The 16,878-nt window shown below is 39.6% G+C and carries 22 protein-coding genes; 15 read left to right on the forward strand and 7 right to left on the reverse strand.

What is annotated here, in order from left to right; all coding sequences use genetic code 11:
* Nucleotides 1–11 precede the first annotated feature (11 nt).
* The gene (locus BG04_RS01115) at nt 12–563 is read left to right on the forward strand and encodes a helix-turn-helix domain-containing protein (RefSeq protein ID WP_016764849.1); all 552 of its coding nucleotides are present in this window, start codon (nt 12–14) and stop codon (nt 561–563) included.
* Nucleotides 564–600: 37 nt separating this feature from the next.
* Here BG04_RS01115 and BG04_RS01120 read toward each other — a convergent pair whose 3' ends face one another.
* Nucleotides 601–1,284 (reverse strand): TerC family protein, encoded by a 684-nt coding sequence (locus BG04_RS01120; protein WP_034650563.1) that lies wholly within the window; start codon nt 1,282–1,284, stop codon nt 601–603.
* 422 nt (nt 1,285–1,706) lie between these two features.
* On the opposite strand from BG04_RS01120, the gene BG04_RS01125 reads away from it, so the two are divergent.
* Complete coding sequence (locus BG04_RS01125; protein ID WP_034650560.1) at nt 1,707–2,867, forward strand: Ig-like domain-containing protein; 1,161 nt, start codon at nt 1,707–1,709, stop codon at nt 2,865–2,867.
* A 59-nt stretch (nt 2,868–2,926) separates the two neighbouring features.
* Here the strand turns inward: BG04_RS01125 and BG04_RS01130 are convergent, their stop codons facing one another.
* Nucleotides 2,927–3,910 carry a LacI family DNA-binding transcriptional regulator gene (locus tag BG04_RS01130; protein ID WP_170943779.1) on the reverse strand — a complete coding sequence of 328 codons (984 nt, stop codon included), beginning with the start codon at nt 3,908–3,910 and terminating at the stop codon, nt 2,927–2,929.
* Between the two features lie 160 nt (nt 3,911–4,070).
* Between BG04_RS01130 and BG04_RS01135 the strand changes: the two genes are divergently transcribed.
* Both BG04_RS01135 and BG04_RS01140 read left to right on the forward strand, forming a co-directional pair.
* Nucleotides 4,071–4,550, forward strand: coding sequence for an RrF2 family transcriptional regulator (locus BG04_RS01135; RefSeq protein ID WP_034650557.1), 480 nt, complete (start codon nt 4,071–4,073; stop codon nt 4,548–4,550).
* Nucleotides 4,551–4,568: 18 nt separating this feature from the next.
* Nucleotides 4,569–4,952 (forward strand): nuclear transport factor 2 family protein, encoded by a 384-nt coding sequence (locus tag BG04_RS01140; protein WP_034650555.1) that lies wholly within the window; start codon nt 4,569–4,571, stop codon nt 4,950–4,952.
* A gap of 37 nt (nt 4,953–4,989) precedes the next feature.
* Here BG04_RS01140 and BG04_RS01145 read toward each other — a convergent pair whose 3' ends face one another.
* The gene (locus BG04_RS01145) at nt 4,990–5,814 is read right to left on the reverse strand and encodes an SPL family radical SAM protein (protein WP_034650552.1); all 825 of its coding nucleotides are present in this window, start codon (nt 5,812–5,814) and stop codon (nt 4,990–4,992) included.
* A gap of 436 nt (nt 5,815–6,250) precedes the next feature.
* On the opposite strand from BG04_RS01145, the gene gvpA reads away from it, so the two are divergent.
* The 10 genes from gvpA to BG04_RS01190 all read left to right on the forward strand — a co-directional run bounded on the left by gvpA (nt 6,251) and on the right by BG04_RS01190 (nt 10,383).
* Nucleotides 6,251–6,529: a gas vesicle structural protein GvpA gene (gene gvpA / locus BG04_RS01150; protein ID WP_013057921.1), complete on the forward strand. Its 279-nt coding sequence runs from the start codon at nt 6,251–6,253 to the stop codon at nt 6,527–6,529.
* A gap of 23 nt (nt 6,530–6,552) precedes the next feature.
* The gene (locus tag BG04_RS01155) at nt 6,553–6,816 is read left to right on the forward strand and encodes a gas vesicle protein GvpO (protein ID WP_013057922.1); all 264 of its coding nucleotides are present in this window, start codon (nt 6,553–6,555) and stop codon (nt 6,814–6,816) included.
* 23 nt (nt 6,817–6,839) lie between these two features.
* Entirely contained in the window at nt 6,840–7,610 is a 771-nt protein-coding gene (locus BG04_RS01160) for a GvpL/GvpF family gas vesicle protein (protein ID WP_034650550.1), read from the forward strand.
* On the forward strand, nt 7,607–7,864 hold the full coding sequence (locus tag BG04_RS01165) for a gas vesicle protein GvpG (RefSeq protein WP_034650548.1): 258 nt from the start codon (nt 7,607–7,609) through the stop codon (nt 7,862–7,864). The genes BG04_RS01160 and BG04_RS01165 overlap by 4 nt, the downstream gene beginning before the upstream one ends.
* Nucleotides 7,865–7,873: 9 nt before the next feature.
* Entirely contained in the window at nt 7,874–8,698 is an 825-nt protein-coding gene (locus BG04_RS01170) for a GvpL/GvpF family gas vesicle protein (protein ID WP_034650546.1), read from the forward strand.
* Entirely contained in the window at nt 8,695–8,946 is a 252-nt protein-coding gene (locus BG04_RS01175) for a gas vesicle protein (RefSeq protein ID WP_013057926.1), read from the forward strand. The genes BG04_RS01170 and BG04_RS01175 overlap by 4 nt, the downstream gene beginning before the upstream one ends.
* Nucleotides 8,936–9,220 (forward strand): gas vesicle protein K, encoded by a 285-nt coding sequence (locus tag BG04_RS01180; protein ID WP_034650543.1) that lies wholly within the window; start codon nt 8,936–8,938, stop codon nt 9,218–9,220. The genes BG04_RS01175 and BG04_RS01180 overlap by 11 nt, the downstream gene beginning before the upstream one ends.
* Before the next feature lie 14 nt (nt 9,221–9,234).
* Nucleotides 9,235–9,552: a gas vesicle protein gene (locus BG04_RS01185; RefSeq protein WP_034650538.1), complete on the forward strand. Its 318-nt coding sequence runs from the start codon at nt 9,235–9,237 to the stop codon at nt 9,550–9,552.
* 32 nt (nt 9,553–9,584) lie between these two features.
* Nucleotides 9,585–9,713: a hypothetical protein gene (locus tag BG04_RS31625; RefSeq protein WP_013083966.1), complete on the forward strand. Its 129-nt coding sequence runs from the start codon at nt 9,585–9,587 to the stop codon at nt 9,711–9,713.
* Nucleotides 9,714–9,858: 145 nt separating this feature from the next.
* Nucleotides 9,859–10,383: a hypothetical protein gene (locus BG04_RS01190; RefSeq protein WP_034650536.1), complete on the forward strand. Its 525-nt coding sequence runs from the start codon at nt 9,859–9,861 to the stop codon at nt 10,381–10,383.
* Between the two features lie 141 nt (nt 10,384–10,524).
* On the opposite strand, the gene BG04_RS01195 is transcribed toward BG04_RS01190, so the two are convergent.
* Together BG04_RS01195 and BG04_RS01200 are read right to left on the reverse strand one after the other, a co-directional pair.
* Entirely contained in the window at nt 10,525–10,965 is a 441-nt protein-coding gene (locus BG04_RS01195) for a cell wall hydrolase (RefSeq protein WP_013083968.1), read from the reverse strand.
* 131 nt (nt 10,966–11,096) lie between these two features.
* Nucleotides 11,097–11,615 carry a dihydrofolate reductase family protein gene (locus BG04_RS01200; protein ID WP_034650533.1) on the reverse strand — a complete coding sequence of 173 codons (519 nt, stop codon included), beginning with the start codon at nt 11,613–11,615 and terminating at the stop codon, nt 11,097–11,099.
* A gap of 90 nt (nt 11,616–11,705) precedes the next feature.
* On the opposite strand from BG04_RS01200, the gene BG04_RS01205 reads away from it, so the two are divergent.
* Nucleotides 11,706–12,665: a helix-turn-helix transcriptional regulator gene (locus BG04_RS01205; RefSeq protein WP_034650529.1), complete on the forward strand. Its 960-nt coding sequence runs from the start codon at nt 11,706–11,708 to the stop codon at nt 12,663–12,665.
* A gap of 199 nt (nt 12,666–12,864) precedes the next feature.
* On the opposite strand, the gene BG04_RS01210 is transcribed toward BG04_RS01205, so the two are convergent.
* Both BG04_RS01210 and BG04_RS01215 read right to left on the reverse strand, forming a co-directional pair.
* Nucleotides 12,865–16,014: a bifunctional cytochrome P450/NADPH--P450 reductase gene (locus BG04_RS01210; RefSeq protein ID WP_034650526.1), complete on the reverse strand. Its 3,150-nt coding sequence runs from the start codon at nt 16,012–16,014 to the stop codon at nt 12,865–12,867.
* A 26-nt stretch (nt 16,015–16,040) separates the two neighbouring features.
* The gene (locus tag BG04_RS01215) at nt 16,041–16,619 is read right to left on the reverse strand and encodes a TetR/AcrR family transcriptional regulator (protein ID WP_013083972.1); all 579 of its coding nucleotides are present in this window, start codon (nt 16,617–16,619) and stop codon (nt 16,041–16,043) included.
* Between the last annotated feature and the right edge of the window lie 259 nt (nt 16,620–16,878).

Genomic DNA, 16,878 nt, shown 5'->3' on the forward strand with positions numbered 1-16,878 from the left:
GGAGTACAACAATGGACGCGATTCAAGATATTATTGCTAAAAATCTTGTTAAATTACGAAAACATCGAAATTTGACGCTTGATCAAGTTTCCGAATTAACCGGTGTTAGTAAAGCAATGCTTGCACAAATTGAAAAGGGTAAATCCAGTCCCACGGTTACCACGCTTTGGAAAATCGCCAACGGCCTTCAAGTCTCTTTTTCTGTATTTATGAAAGAAGACACCCCGGATGTGCAGAAAGTAAGCATAAAACAGCTAGATCCCATCACGGACAACAAAGGTGATTACTTAGTATATTCTTTTTTTCCTTATCATCCGGAAAAAAAGTTTGAAATTTACATCGTCACATTAAAGCCTGGATGCGTGCACGAAGCGAAAACTCATTTAGGAGATGAATACTTACTTATTAAAGAAGGCGAATTAACGGTTCGTTTTGAAAATGAAGAACATGAATTAGTTTCAGGAGATGCTCTGCATTTTTCAGGAAATACCTCTCACAGCTATATCAATTCTTCTGAAGAAGAAGCAAGCTTTTTTTTGCTTATGCACTACCCCGAATCATAACAAAAAGAGCGTACGGATGATCCGTACGCTCTTTTTTTTAAGCTGCGTGGGCTTGTTCTTTTTTCATTTTTTTGTTTTTCATATATCCAATGCCTACAACTGCAATAGTTAAGATAACTTGAATAGCAAGATGTAAAGCTGTGCTCGGAACAAATCCGCCGATAATTTTATCTTCAACAATCATTTTTCCAGCAGACCATGCAAGCATCGCCGCTCCAGCGTAAATGATAATCGGAAATTTTTCCATTGCTTTCATAATAAAGCTGCTTCCCCAAATAATAATCGGAATTGAAATTAATACACCAATCATAATCGGGACAAATTCGTGAGCTACACCTGCTAGAGCTAATACATTATCTAATGACATGACCGCATCTGCGATAATGATCGTTTTAACCGCGCTCCATACCGTTGCTCCACCTTGAGGATTGTCGCCGTGATCGTGATTGTCCGCTAATAATTTATATGCAATCCACACTAGCATCAAACCGCCGACCGCTCCGATTAATGGAATTTTTAATAAAGGGACAATAATAGCCGCAAATAATAATCGAAGACCAATCGCGCCGCCTGTTCCAATTAAAATCGCTCTTTTTTGTAAATCTTTTGGTACGTTACGAGCCGCCATTGCAATAACAATTGCGTTATCCCCGCTTAAAATTAAATCAAGAAAAATAATTTGCAGCAAACCTTGCACTGATACGCCAATTAGTTCCTCCATAGTTACCTCCACCTTCTCTTTTTATGTAACGTTTCTCCTCTAAATGTCCGAGTCTTTTCCTCCTTTTTTATAATTGAATACAAAAAAGACCCTTACCAAATAAGCGGTAAAGGTCTTGCTAACAACATAATGTCGCCAACAAAGCCGAGAGATAATCTCTGTAATGACGACTTTGCTGTTAAAGCTACTCCCCTTTAGGAGATACGTTCAATTATTTGTTTGTATTTACACCACTTATACTATAGCATCTCCTACATTCTGTCAATCGTTTTTTTATTCACTTTCAATTTAGTAAAATTACTGTCGCTTTTCTAGAAATGATGTCGAAAAATGAATATGAAAACCTGTAGTTGTATTCGTTTTCTTATAGTATGATAGATTCAGTTCTATAGTCTTATATTTTGAAGGAGGAAAATAAAAACATGAATAAAAAAGGTATAATGTCCCTAGTTTCTGCTGGTTTATTAGCATCAACACTATCCGTTCAGTCTGTTCAAGCAGATACCAACAAAAGTGAAAATGTTTCAAAAAAACTAATAGACCAGCATATGGACAAGCCTCTTCAAAAAAAGAATCTAAATCCACGTGTACTTAATGATTTAAAAAACGATGCAACTCATTCTTTAGAAAAAGCTCCTTCTCTTTCTTCATCTCAGAATTCAAAACAAATGAACAGCTCCTCTTCAAACGATGATCCGCTGTTTGAAAAAGAGCCAAATAATGATTTTAACAAAGCTAATAGTTTGCCAAATGAAAAAACAATCATCGGACAAATGCTTCCTATGTATGACGTTGATTTTTATAAAGTGAATGTCCCTGCTAAAGGCGCACTGCTTGTAGCTGGGACGACCAATTCTCCAGCAATTGACCTTGCCTTTACAGCAGCTGAAAAAGACTTTAAAGATAACAAGAATTTAATCTACCAAGGCTCAGACTATAGCGATGGAGTCGAAGTTCAAGTCTATCAGGTAAATAAACCAGGAACATATTACATAGGCGCCACTGATTATGAGTTTGATGATGATTACGACGATAATACCGTGGATGATCTATATGCTCTGAGCACAGCATTCGTAGACAACGTCGCTCCAGATAAACCAGCCGTAAACAGAGTCGGTAATAATGATAAAGTGGTTAGGGGAAAAGCGGAGGCTTCTTCTACGGTAACAGTTAAGGCTGGCAGCAAAACGCTCGGATCTGCCAAAACGTCTTCTAAAGGCACATTTTCTGTTAATATAAGCGTTCAAAAAGCCGGAACAACTCTTACCTTAACGGCTAAAGACAGCGCCGGAAACGTAAGTCCAAGTGTTTCCACGAAAGTAGCCGATGTCGTAGCGCCTAATAAGCCAACTGTCAATAAAGTCGATGATAATGATAAAGTGGTTACAGGAAAAGCGGAGGCCTCTTCTACTGTAACAGTCAAAGCGGGCAGTAAATCGCTCGGATCTGCCAAGGCTTCTTCTAAAGGAACGTACTCTGTAAAAATACCAGCGCAGAAAACAGGCACTACTCTTACCGTGACGGCCAAAGATGCTGCGGGGAATGTTAGCAGCGGAGCGACAACAAAAGTCGTGAAGCATTAATCAAAGAAGGAGGTGACTATGGTCACCTCCTTCTTTGATATAGTTAAAAAATCGTTTTTTTATGCAAAGCGGTTGTCAACGCTTTCTCTTTCAATCAATTCATAGTTAGAAAGTGTAAGCTTTTCAACTGCTTCTCCGTTGACTAGCTTAATAATTCGCTGTGCCCCCATTTGTCCCGCTTCTTTATAGTAATATTTTATGGTTGTTAAGCTAGGATGAATCACACCTGTAATTTCGTAGCCTCCAAAGCCGGTAATGGATACATCTTCCGGAACGCGCAGTCCGTTTAGATAAGCTGCCTTTAACGTACCAAGCGCAATGTTATCGGTAGCACATACAATGATGGACGGATTAAATTCTTTCATCACAGCCGTAGCAGCCCCGATTGCATCGCTCATGTTAAAGCTTGTTTGATAACAGCGGACCTCGCAATCTCTGTCTTTAAGACCTTGCCTTACTCCTTCTTTTCGCTTTACACCTACAGCTATGTCTTTTTCGGTTACACCTAAAAAAGCGATTTTTTTATGTCCTTTTTCTCCTATGTACCTTCCAATGTCCCATGCAGCCTCGTAGTCTTGGTGAATTAAACTGTGGACTTCTTCATGCTCCTGTCCAATTAGCAAAACGGGAATTGAAATTGTGCGGAACGCTTCCAAATGAGCTTTTGTGATTTGAACGGCAAGAAGAATAATACCTGCTACCTTCTGCTTAGCCAGCGTATAGATATTTTCAATTTCTCTTTCTAAATCTTGATTAGAATTGGAAATAATCATTTGATAGTGGTGGTCTCTAAGTTCTTGGTCAATACCATCTAATGTGCGGGAAGTCGCAAAAGAACCCATACGCGGAACAATTACACCAATGATGTTTGTTTTTTTTGCTTTTAAGCTTTGAGCAAACGCATTTGGGCTATAGTTTGTTTCTTTAATAATCTCTTCGATTTTTCGTTTTGTCGCATCGCTCACAGACCCTCCGTTAAGGTAGCGGGATACAGTGCTTTTTGCTACTCCTGCAAGCCGAGCGATATCTGCAATAGTTGTCATTCTCTCATCTCCGTATTTTGTTGCTGTTTCTTTCACAGTATACACGAATATCGCGTGCATATTAAGTAACTGCTTTACTTTTTGCTCCATGATCGGTATGATAACCTAAACGTGGATAACCATTATCCATATTGTACACATAAAGCAGGAGATGATATTTTTGCATATGAAAACAGGCGTTGAGCAATCGGTGTATGCCATTTTGCTGCTTACGTTTTTACCTGAAAAAGCTGTGTTGCCAGGAGATGTCATCAGCTCTCAGCTTGGGGGCTCGCCTACGTATTTTCAAAAGCTTCTTCGCAAGCTGGTTAGCGCTGATTTACTTGCTTCCGTTCCTGGTAGCAAAGGTGGATTTCGCTTAAAGAAAACGCCGGAAGAAATTCGTATTTATGACGTATACGTAGCCATTGAAGGTAAGCAGTCTCTTTACTCATCAAGCGGTATTTTTCACGACATGCTTAACTTAAAAGACAAAGATATTTGCTTATTATCCGATTTAATGGAAGAAGCCGAATCTTCGTGGCAGTCTATCTTGAAACGGCAAACCATTGCTACGCTCACAAATGAAATTAACAAAAAATGTCCGAAAGAAAACCTGGACATGCTAAAAACAACAGTAGAAGAAAAAATGGTGCTGTAGCACCCAAAGGAGATCACCATGGAAAACTTAAATAGATATTTTGATTTATTCGATCAATCACGTACAAGCGAACAAGCATTTGAAGAATTGGTGAGCCTTTTTTCAGACGATATCGTATTTGTCTTAAACGGCCATGAAAAGCAAGGCATTGAAAACTGGAAGCTGTTTGTGAAAATGGTGTTTAAAGAAAATGCTGATATTAAGCATATGTTCGAAGGCTGGAAAGCAGTTGAAGGTACAGATAAGTTTGAAACGCCTTGGGCAGTATGCGGAAAACGTGCGTCTGGCAGCGTCTTTACTCAAACGGGAAAAGATATTGCTAAGTTAGATAAAAACGGGAAGATCAGTTATTTAGAAAACGTACCTGATGACACAAACATGTTTGATACGTATAAAAATTAATATGGAGAAAAGAAGGGCTATATGGGCCCTTCTTTTTTTACGGAGCAAATCCCTCTTGAGAAAGATAAATCATCGAAGAAGGATAAAATTTTTCAAAATAACGAATGGCTTTGATATGAATGTCTTTGTCATACCAGTCTAGGAAACCGTGCTGCTCAAATAGTTCCGGCATCCCTAGCCTTTTTGAGGTTTTCCCTAAGGAACCGTCTCCTAAGTACATGGTATCAATACAAATCCGGTCCATCATTCCTTCTATTTTTTCAGGAAATTCAGGCGTGAAAGGAAGCATTGGAGCAATGGTTACTTGCGTTGAAATTCCGCTTTCTTTTACTTTTTTTAACGCGTTCATACGAAGTTTCATCCCCGGAGCATAAGGAGAAAAAATTTGTTTTACATCTTCTCGGTCTGTTTCCACAGTCATCGATACACGAAGATCACATACGTTTTGAAGCTGTAAAAGCAAATCAATATCTCTCATCACAAGGGGCGACCTTGTTTGAATCAATAAAAAATCAGGCGGATGATTGATCATCGTTTCTAAAAGGGCACGTGTGATGCCTGCTTTGCGCTCAGCAGGCTGATAGGGATCTGTCGCTGAAGACATAAAAATGCGCACCGGCTGTTCTTTTTTTCGGAGCTTTTGTATTTCTTTTTGATAGACTTCGACTGCGTTGACTTTCAGCTCTAGCCATGTCCCCCACTCCATCTCTTTAAAACGCTGAATTGGCAGCTCTCGCACGTAGCAAAATTTGCAGGAAAATGCACATCCAGCATACGGATTTAAACTATGAGTATAACCTGATGCCAAAAAGCCGGTCGCTTTTGTTAAAATACTTCTCGAAATGACGTCTTTTTCGTTCATCTTTATCACCTCTTTGTTCAAAAATTATATCAAGCTTATAAATGAAAAAACTACTTTCCTGATGGAAAGTAGTCCTATATGTTTTCAACTCATCAACTTTGGTTTTCTTTCTTTTCGCTTGTCGTTTCAAGTAAAGAGGTTAAATATGAATTTAACTCAAATTGGTCCTTTTCAATAAAATCAGATAATACCGGCTGCTCTTCTTTTCTCATCTTTCTCCACTCCTTTTGTTTTTTATGTATGTGTTTTCATTCATCAATGGATAAAAGTAATGTACTTAACTCTACCCGTATTAAAACAAAAATAATCATGGTATTTTATACTATTTTTTAATTTATGCACGTTTTATTTGTATATTTTTTACAATATCACGCACATTAATAGCAAGATTAGCAAACGTATATATTTTACTATGCAACATGAGAGGAATTTCATCATGACGATTAACAAATCAAACGATTGTTCTAGTCTAGCTGAAGTAGTTGACCGCATCTTAGATAAAGGCGTGGTAATTGACGTATTCGCTCGTATTTCCGTTATTGGTATTGAATTAATTACCATCGAAGCTCGAATCGTTATTGCCAGTGTGGACACTTGGCTGAGGTATGCCGAGGCAGTTCGGCTGCTTCATAATGAAAGAGAAGATTTTCTTTCTTCGAATAACGGCGGAAAAAAACTTGAACAGCTAAACCTTTTACAAGATTTAGATTTATAAACTCATAAAGGTGGATTAGAGAAGTGAAAGTAGCCGAAATCATGGAATCCGTGACTGATTTTTTTAAAGAACACGTTGCTCCTCCTCACCGAATTATTTCGTATGAATCGATTCAAAATGGAGGATGGAAAATAACACTTGAGGCATTTGAAGAACAGGAGTATATGAGGCGCTATGCAAAAGATGAACTGCTTGGTATCTATGAAGTGCTGGTCAATAAGCAGCATAACATCACGTCTTTTTCACGCACCAGCCTGCGCTATCGAAGCTCTCCAGCAGAGAAGTAAGCTGATTATTTTAATGGAAAGGAATGAAACAGAAATCAATGAGTGAAGAAACGGGCATTTATATTTTTTGCAGTATTCCCGCCACCGAGGCGCATACGTTTGGCAGCGTCACGATTGATCAGCAAGAAAGAGCTACTTTTACCATTCATTACCGAGATGCAGCTATAGTGGCTGCTGCCTTTCCTCTTAAAATTTACCATCCTACAAAAGAGAACGTCACAGCGCACCAGCAGGTGATTTCCAAAGTAATGAATGAGCATGATTCGGTCATTCCAATCAGCTTTGGCAACGTGTTTCATAGTCAGCAAGATGTTGAAATGCTGTTAGAAAACTTATATCCACAGTTCGCCTCTCTTTTCCCACAGTTAAAAGGAAAAATAGAAGTCGGACTAAAAGTAATTGGGAAACCGGACTGGCTGAAACAAAAAGTGAATCAAGATTCTTCTTTGCAGCAAGTACGAAACCAGCGTTCTGCTAGTGCTGATTTTTATAAACAAATTGCGCACGGAGAAACAGCTCAGAAATTCTTTTTAAAGCTTCAGCACGACTGTAAAAAAGAGCTGTATCAACATTTAGAACCGATAGCTGAAGCGTCGAGACTCAACCCTCCTATTGTCGAAACAATGCTTTTGAACGCTTCTTTTTTAATTGACCGAGAAAAAGAAGCAGCGTTTGATGAACGTGTAAATGACCTGTATGAAAAATGGAAGCACAAAGCAGATTTTAAATACTCAGGACCGTGGGCTGCTTATAACTTTATCAATATTCAATTAAAAGTAGAAGAGAATGTATGATTCATAAACTGCTGCTGTCTCCTGTCACGCTCATTGTTAAAGTTGGGAAAAAAATCAAAGAAGAAGCGGATAAGGAACTGTATGATGTTTCTTTTATTCAGCAAAAAATCGTTCATCTTCAAATGATGTATGAGCTTGGAGAAATACCAGAAGATGCATATATGGAAAAAGAAAAAGAACTGCTGCTGAGATATGAAGCTGCAAAGGAATATGAATTGAAAAGATGGGAATCAATGACGAAGAAACAAAAGTGAGGTTAAAAGATGGAAAAGCTCATTTATTTATATGGTCTAGTTCCAACCGAAGAAGCTAAGGAAATGCCCTTTCCTTCACTTGAAGGCATGGATCAGAACAATCCTATCTATGCTCTTTACTTTAATGACATTACCGCATTTGTATGCGACTTGCCAAGCGATGAGTATTCGGAAGAAATGCTGAAAGAAAAGATCGAGCACGATATGAAATGGCTGCAGGACAAAGCCATGCATCACCATGAGATTCTTCTTTTCTTACAAAGTCACTACACGCTTCTTCCCATGAAATTTTGTACGGTCTACAAAAGCAAGGATAGCTGTCAAAAAAGTATTGCTGATAACAAACAAAAAACCCTCTCTTCTCTTCAGCTTTTAAAAAGATCTGAAGAATGGAATATAAAAGTATATGCCCATACGAATTCTTTAAAGAACTATCTGCTAACGAACAATGAAACGATCCAAAAGAAAAAAGAAGAAATAAATACGCTGCCTCCAGGCAGGCAGTTTTTTGAACGTAAAAAGATAGAAAGGCTGATCGAAGAAGAAACAGAAAAAGAACAGCTGTCGCTTTGTGATCACTTGCACAGTGAGATAAGCCCCTACGCCGCTTACCACACAATCAAAAATAACTGGAGTCAAAAAATAACCGGCGAGAGCTACAGCATGTGTTGGAACAGCATCTACCTTCTTTCAAAGAACAATGTAGAATCGTTTTTAAAAGCCATTAGCGACAAGCAAACGTTTTATAGTGAAATGGGACTGAACATCGAAGTAACGGGACCATGGCCTGCTTATCATATCGACACTCTGCGCTCGGAGAAAGATGCGGGATGACATCGCTGCGAAAACAAACGCTGGAGCAAAAGGACATCGCCCTCATTGATATATTAGATGTGATCCTCGATAAAGGAATTGCCATTAAAGGTGATTTATTGATTTCAATTGCCGGAATTGATTTAGTCTATCTTGATTTGCGGGTATTGATTTCTTCTGTAGAAACGCTGATAGGCTCTCATGATCGTCAAATCATTTCTTCTCAGCAGCTTGAACAGGAAACGGAGGCGTTGCGAAATGGAAAATAACCTCAAACGAAACGGCCGCATTGAGCTGAGTGCGGAAAATGCTGAACAAGGCCTAGCGCAGCTTGTTTTAACCGTCATTGAATTACTGCGGCAGCTCATTGAAAAACATGCGATTCGCCGAGTGGACAGCGGAAACCTGACGGACGCTCAAATCGAAGATCTGGGCATGGCGTTGATGAAGTTAGAGAACAAAATGGAGGAGCTAAAATCAGTGTTTAACTTTACAAATGAAGATTTAAATATTGATCTAGGTCCCCTAGGAAAAGTGCTATAACAAGGAGTGAAAAAATGGCGGCGGAACATAACGGGCATCTGGGCACCATTGTAGAAGTATTAGAAAAAGTATTAGATAAAGGTCTTGTTATTGCTGGAGATATTAAAGTGCAAATTGCTGATGTTGAACTCTTAACAATCAAAATCCGGCTGCTTGTCGCTTCTATTGATAAAGCAAGAGAAATTGGCATGGACTGGTGGGAAACAGACCCTTACCTATGTTCAAAAGCAAATCAGTCTTATCAAAAACTCCAGGCGGAAAATAACAGTTTAACCCAGCAAGTGGCATCTTTAACGCAGCGAATTCAAGATGATTTGCTTTCGCTTGATTAACAGCTCACTTTATATAAGGAGGAATAACAAACATGAATCCTGAACAAAAATCTACGCTGTCTCCTATTTCACAAGAGCAGCAAAGCCCCGATACTCAGCTAACGGAAAAAGAAGAGCGTATGCCGGAGTATACGCATACTTCGCTTAATCCAGATTCATAGAACCAAAAGAGAAATGCTTCGGCATTTCTCTTTTTAATGTTTCTATACTTTTCTTCATTACTCATGACATTGAAACAAATGGAGGTAAATACAATGAACATAGCGAATGAGTACCATTATCTATCAATGACAAAGGAGAACGAGCATGAAGGAAAAAGCATTTGGAGTAGTCTATGCTCTTTTAACGCTGTTCATTTTAGGTGCCTGCAGTACCGAAGACGTTGTGACAAATAATTCAGATCCAAAAGTTTCTGTTTCTACTACAGTTAAACCGCTGACGAAAAAAGAATTTAGTGAAGTTGGAACATCAGGGTTAACAAGCTCTTCAAAAAAAGATTTTCACACAGTACACATGATCCTTACTTTACGCGGCACGGATTACCTGTCGAATATTCAAGTTAAGCTACCTAACTATAAAGAAGCTTTTAATAACATCAAAGACGATCAGCAAATAAGATATTGGTTTGGCAGCGGTGCAGATAAAGAGCAAGAAAATAAAAACATCTATACAAGAGAATTTGTCCTTTATACGAAAGGCTTAACCGATAAGCAAATTAAAGAAATTTTATCAGCAGCTAAGGTAAAGACGTCCTGGGTGGTAAAGGATACACAAGCGAAGGATCAATCTGAATTTGCTGCTGGTAAAAACATAAAATTTGAAGCAAAATGAGAAATGCATCAATTAGCAAAAGCCCCCTTTATTAAAAGAGGGCTTTCTCTTATTATATGAAGAACGACTACCTTGTCACCTGCAGCTAAAGGTTTGGATTTGAGGCCTGACTTTGAGAATGCAGCATATTTTCTAAGCTATCTATCCGTTATAAACGCTAGCGCATGTTCCGGGCTTTGGCTCGTAGTAACAGTGATTTTTGTATTGACCAGAAGCGGGTTGACCGTACCAGGTTGGAGGGCATGGAGCGGATGGATTAAAGTACCACAGTGCATATTTCCCCGGGTGTTCTCTCCAATAATCCAAATTCTTTTTGGCTAACCTTTTTTCAACACCTCTTGCTCTTTGATAAAATACGTTTCCTTTTTGAACAGCTTCGAACGAATAGTTGCCTCCCTGTACCTGATAAATAACTTGCGGAACGGATCTTAAATTCTTGAAATCTAAACAGTTTGCTTTAAGACGATTTACAATGACATTTCCAACATACAGCATTCCTTGTTTTCCTTCGCCTTCAGCTTCTGCTCTCATCATCCTTGCCATTAAAGCAACGTCTGAATCTCGATAATTTACTCTTGGCATTTTTTCACCCCAAAAATATACTATGAAAAAAGGACGCTCTTGATGTCACTGTCCCTAAAATAACAATAGCTGGATGTTAAATACACGCTGAGCACACTGACACTGCAGAAAGAGTTTTTATTACGAAAAGCTTATTCTTTTTCATAATAAAGCTGAGCAATTTGCCCGTACTGTTTTATATCGGTAAGCTTCAAGTTCATTTCGGGAATTTCTCGTTTAAACAGCGGAATACCAGCCCCAAGCAAAACGGGAATGATCGATATAATAAATTCATCCACCCTCTTTTCTGTTAAGAAATCAGCGAGAATGTCAGCGCCTCCCACCAGCCATATTTTTTTAGTTTCTTGACTGAGGTTGTTGAGAAATGACGCCACGCTTTCGTTTATAAACTCGACATATTGATCTTTTCCTTGAGCTGAGCGGCTAAACACGTAGCACTTTTTATCGAGATACGGAAACTCAGGTGTGAGCTTCAGCACGTGGTCGTACGTAGCTTTTCCCATAACGACCGCATCACACGTTTGATAAAAATCTTCGTAGCCGTTGTCTCCCTCTCCTTCTACGCTTTCCAGCCAGTCAATCTCTCCGTTTTCTCTTGCAATATATCCGTCTAAGCTTGCCGCAATATATACGACGATTTTTTTCTTCATTCCCTTTTCTCCTTTCAACTTTACTGTTTCTGTATGATATCATCTTAATACGACACTTTTTGTCATATTAAAAGAAAAAGGTGAAAATAAATGGCTAAGTCTAGACGGCTTGTTGATATGCTCATGTTTATTAATACAAAAAGAACGTTTACGGCAAAAGAACTAGCGGAGGAATTTGGTCTTTCTGTGCGGACCGTCCAGCGCTATTTACTGGACTTAAGTGAATTAGGACTGCCTCTTTACAGTGAAAAAGGACGGAGCGGCGGCTATAGAGTGCTAAAAAATCGTATTCTCCCTCCTATTTTGTTTACAGAAGAAGAAGCTATTTCTATCTTTTTTGCTTATCAAGCTCTGCAGTATTATCATGACCTTCCGTTTGATGCAGAAATTCATGCGGCTCTTCAAAAATTTTATGTTTACCTGTCTGAGGAAACAAAGAAAAAAGCAGATAAAATGAGTGCTCATATTGCGTTTTGGAATCCTAAAAGAAACCTTGACACTCCTTATTTAAAAGCGCTTTTAGAAGCAAGCCTTGCAGGAAAATATATTGAATTTCTTTATGATTCAAAGGAGGGTCAAACAAGAAAAGAAGTCAAACCCCTTGGAATTTATGCTCATAACGGTTTATGGTACTGTCCTGCTTATTCTTACAATAAGCAAAAAGTATTATTGTTTCGAGCGGATCGTATTCGCTCGTTAAAAGTTTTAGAAAAAGACAAAAATATGTCTCTTACGTTAAAGGAATGGCTTGAAACAGAACCGGTAAATTCACAGCCAATTTTGTTAAAAGTAACCTTGACACACGAAGGCGTTCGTCAGTGTAAAAGCGTTCCATGGCTTGAAAATCATGTGAAGGTGGCGCGTGATGGAAATGGGTACATCGATACAATAACTGATGGAAATGAATTAAACTACATGGCTTCTTTTTTCTATACCTTAGGGGCTCATGCTTTTATTGAAGAACCTCAGGAGCTAATTAAAAAGATCTGCTGTCACGCAGAAGAAACGTTAAGGCGCTATAAAAATGAAGTGGGGACAAAAGACGAATAAATGGGAGAAATGAATTTCGTATGGCTTGCATGTGACACCGCGGTTGATTGGAGTCTTCACCTTGCCCTCCAATCAACCGCTACAAGTCACTAAATAGATGAAATCTACGTTTACTCTACCAATAAAAAGATCCGAACGATTCATCGTTCGGATCTTCCTTCAACCAACTAAACTACTTTTATCCTAGCCTCTTTTTAATTTACCCAGCCCACACGTCTTTTGCGTATCGGCCTTTTTCTTCTAGCTGCTGCAGCCATAAGCGAGCGTCTGCTTCACTCACTTGGTGAACGTCAGCATAGCTTTTCATAAGCGTTGCTTCAACGGCAGGTGCCATTTGGCTTCCGTCTCCGCAAATATAGAAGTGCGCTCCTTGATCAAGAAGTTCAATCAATTTCTTGCCGTCTTGTTCCATTACGTGCTGAACGTATGTTTTCGGCTGATTTGGCATGCGAGAAAAAGCGGTATGAAGCGTAATGATGCCTTCGCTTTGGGCGTTTTCAAGCTCTTCTTGATACAGATAGTCTTCATGAGGTGAACGGCAGCCGAAGTATAAATGTGCTTCTCCAAGTGACTGTCCTTGTTCTTTTAGCTGTTTGCGCGCCTGCACAAAGCCTCTAAACGGCGCGACGCCTGTTCCCGGTCCGACCATGATAAGCGGCGTTTCAGGGTCTTTTGGCAGCGTAAATTCTGACTGCGGTGTGGAAATAAAGCACGTAATCGTATCTCCTTCTTGCAGCTCGGCAAGATAGTTCGACGCAATTCCTTTATATTCTCCATATCCGCTCCACGCTTCTCCTGAGACAACGCTGACCGTGATGCTTGCTTGTTTTTCATCGACACGAGGTGATGAAGAAATCGAGTAATAGCGCGGGCGTATGCTTGGCAGAAGGGCGATAAATTCGCTGAATTTCATTTCACACGCCGGGTATTTTTCAAGCAGTTCAAGCATTGTTAAACGTTTTGCCAGCACTTGTTCTTTGTAGGCTTGCTTTTCAAGCAAGGCTTCAAGCTCTACTTTATGCGGCGGGCAGACCGTTTTAGCAGCCATTGCGCGAAGCTGCGTGCGCGTAACAGGATCTTGAAGCTCCACGTATTGCAGAAGCTCTTCTACGGATACTGTTTTAGCGAGTGGCAAATGAGCTAATTTTTCTTCTTCTGCTTCCAGACGGATTTGCTGTGATGCATCTAGGCCGAACCTTGCTGTTACACGGTTTACTATTCCTTCATAGTTGCGAGGAATAACACCTAAATGATCTCCTTCTTGATAAGAAGCTTCTTTTGGAAGTTCAATTTCAAGATGTCGCGTGCTTCGTGCACTGCCTGGCTGTTGAAGTTCTTTGCTTGCTACGACGTTCGTTGAAAACGCACCGTGCATTTTCGCAAGCGGCATATCCGCGGCGCTGTCGACAAATTGAAGTGAAAGAGTAGATTTATTATCTTCACTGTTTTCAATGTCGAGGTTAAAGTAGGCTGCTACGTCACTCCACATATGTTCACGCCATTCTTCATATGTGCCTTCAAAGTCGTCGCTTGCATCTGCTTCACCGCGGTCAGCGATGTTTTCTGCCCCTTTAGCGGCAAGCGTTTCATCGATAAAAGCAGGCACTTTTTGATACGTAGTAGCCCAGTTTTTATCGCCGCATCCAAATACGGAGTAGCGAACGCCTTTTACTTCATCAGCAGACGCTTGGTCTAACCAGTCGACAAATTGCTTTGCGTTATCAGGCGGATGACCGTTATAAGACGCCGTTACAATTAATACAGCTCCTTCGCGCGGAAGATTTCCGGCGTGTGAATCAAGCGTTGCGACCTGCGGTGCAAATCCTTTGCTCATTGCAATATCTGCTAAATCACGCGCCGTTCCTTCAGCTGTTCCCATATTTGAACCGTATAGCACAAGCAGCGGCGTATTATGAGCGTTTTCTGCCTTTTTGCGTACTTTTTTAGCAGACTGTTCAGTGCTAGGTGAAGGAATACCGCCAAGCGGAATTTTTTTCGATTTTGCTTTTACCACAAAGCCTTCAGGTTTTAACGTTAAAGTTTCTTTAATATCCAGCTCGTAGTTTGTATGATCTTCAAAGTCAAAGTGTTTTAGCATCATACCAAGTACCAGCGTTGCTTCATGAAGAGCGAACTGCTGACCGATACACGCACGCTGACCGTTTCCAAACGGTTTAAACGCATGCTGCGGAATCGCACTTGGATTTTCAAAACGCTCTGGACGGAACTCTTCCACATCGTCTCCCCAAATTGTTTTATCACGGTGAAGCTGAGGAATCAGAACCATTAGTTCGTCGCCTTTTTCTAAAGGATATTCTCCTCCAAGCACCGTATCTTCTTTTGCATATAGGGAAAACGCAGGAGCAGTTGGCCATAAGCGCAGCGCTTCGTTTAAGACCATGCCGACATATTTAAGCTGTTTGACTTGTTTGTAGCTTGGAACAGGATCTACTAGAACTCGTGCTGCTTCTTCTGCTGCTTTTTGTAATACATGTGGATTTTTCACTAAGAAATACAGCGCAAATGATAAAAGACCACTTGTTGTTTCGTGTCCCGCAATTAAGAATGTAATAATTTGATAGCGAATGTTCTCGTCATCAAGCGGCTCACCCGTTTCTGGATCTTTTCCGTTTAGCATATGCGTTAATAAATCATCGCTTTGTTCACCGCTTGCTTTGCGATCTGCAATAATTTTATCTACTAGGTCGTTCATCACCTTGATATCTTCTTGAAACTGGCGCTTGTTTTCATCATAAGCTGGGTCGTCTGGATTTGCTCGCTGCAGCTTGTTCATTGCTTCATCCAGTGCACGGACCATACTTGTAATAAATGGATGAGGCTGATCTCGGTAAAAGCTGTTAAAGCGATAGTTAAAGCCGCAAAGACCAATTGTATCAAGCGTTAAACGTGTCATGTCTTCCGGTACTTCAATATGCTCATCTGCATTTAGACGCTCCCACTTTTGAACAAGCTGCACGGCGATATCGACCATCATCGCATGATAGCCTTTCATTGCCTGCTGACTGAAGCTTGGAAGTAAGATATTATGCGCTTTTTTCCAATTTTTTTCATGCGTCCAGCTTGTAAATAACCCGTCTCCTGCAAAATCACGTACAAATTTAAGCGCTTGACTTAAGTTTTTATCAAAGCGTGATTCATCGCATGCTTCTTTAATTAGACGCTGACTTGATAAGTAGCGCGTTACACGACCAGGCGCCTCGAATTTAAAGATTTCTCCTAATTCATCCGCAATTTTCATCAAAGCTTGAACCGGTTTATCTGTGTTTAATAACGGTAAATTTTTAAGCTCTCCAAACGTTTTTGGCTGAGGCATTTCTTTAATTGTCATGTTATCCCTCTTTCACTTGTTAAGTTTCATGATTGTCTGCTAAGTGCTGCCCACAGACTCTCTTCTACACCGGTAAGAAGTTCATCAGTTAAAGATAAGTAGTCATTTTCAATCATTTCATATACTTCCATGAAACTTCCAAATAAAATAGCAATTAGCGCATTTTCAGGAAGATTTCTAATCACACCTTGCTTTTGTCCTTCTCTGAAGAACGTACAAACAAATTCCACCAGCTTTTGATATGCTAAGCGGCTCTCTTCTGTTAAAAAAGTTCCTTGGCTATGAGTTTTAATAAATCCAAGAGCACGAGGATGGTTTTTAGTAAATGTCACCATACCTTCAAAGATATGATGAAACCCATCTCGGTATCCATCTCTCTCGTTTGCCAGACCGCTTTCAATGCACTGTAAAAACTCGTTTACGTGCTGTTGGAATAATTCATTTACAAGGCTTTCTTTATTTTTAAAGTAGCGATAAATTGTTCCTGCTCCTACTTTGGCATTCTCTGCAATCATTGGCATCGTGGTTGCATCAAACCCTCTTTCTGCAAACAGCAGAAGCGAAGCAGAAAAAATCGCTTTTTGTTTTGTTGGAGTAGATTCCACTTTATCACCTCTTTTCAAAAACGGAATGAACGTTCATTCCGCTACAATTACAAGTATAAAAAACTGCATCTTAATAGTAAAAAGATAACTAGAAAAGTGGAAAGAAAAGGTTCTTTCATTCTAATTTTATACCATTTAAAGGTAATTAACAGAGTATTTCAGAATATTTAGTGCTTACAGAAAATTAGTCCACTTATCCCCTCTATTAACATAATTTAGCACGAATTATTAATGAAAGAAGTTTAAAGGAAAAGCAACG

Source organism: Priestia megaterium NBRC 15308 = ATCC 14581 (assembly GCF_000832985.1).
In the GTDB taxonomy this organism is placed as follows: domain Bacteria; phylum Bacillota; class Bacilli; order Bacillales; family Bacillaceae_H; genus Priestia; species Priestia megaterium.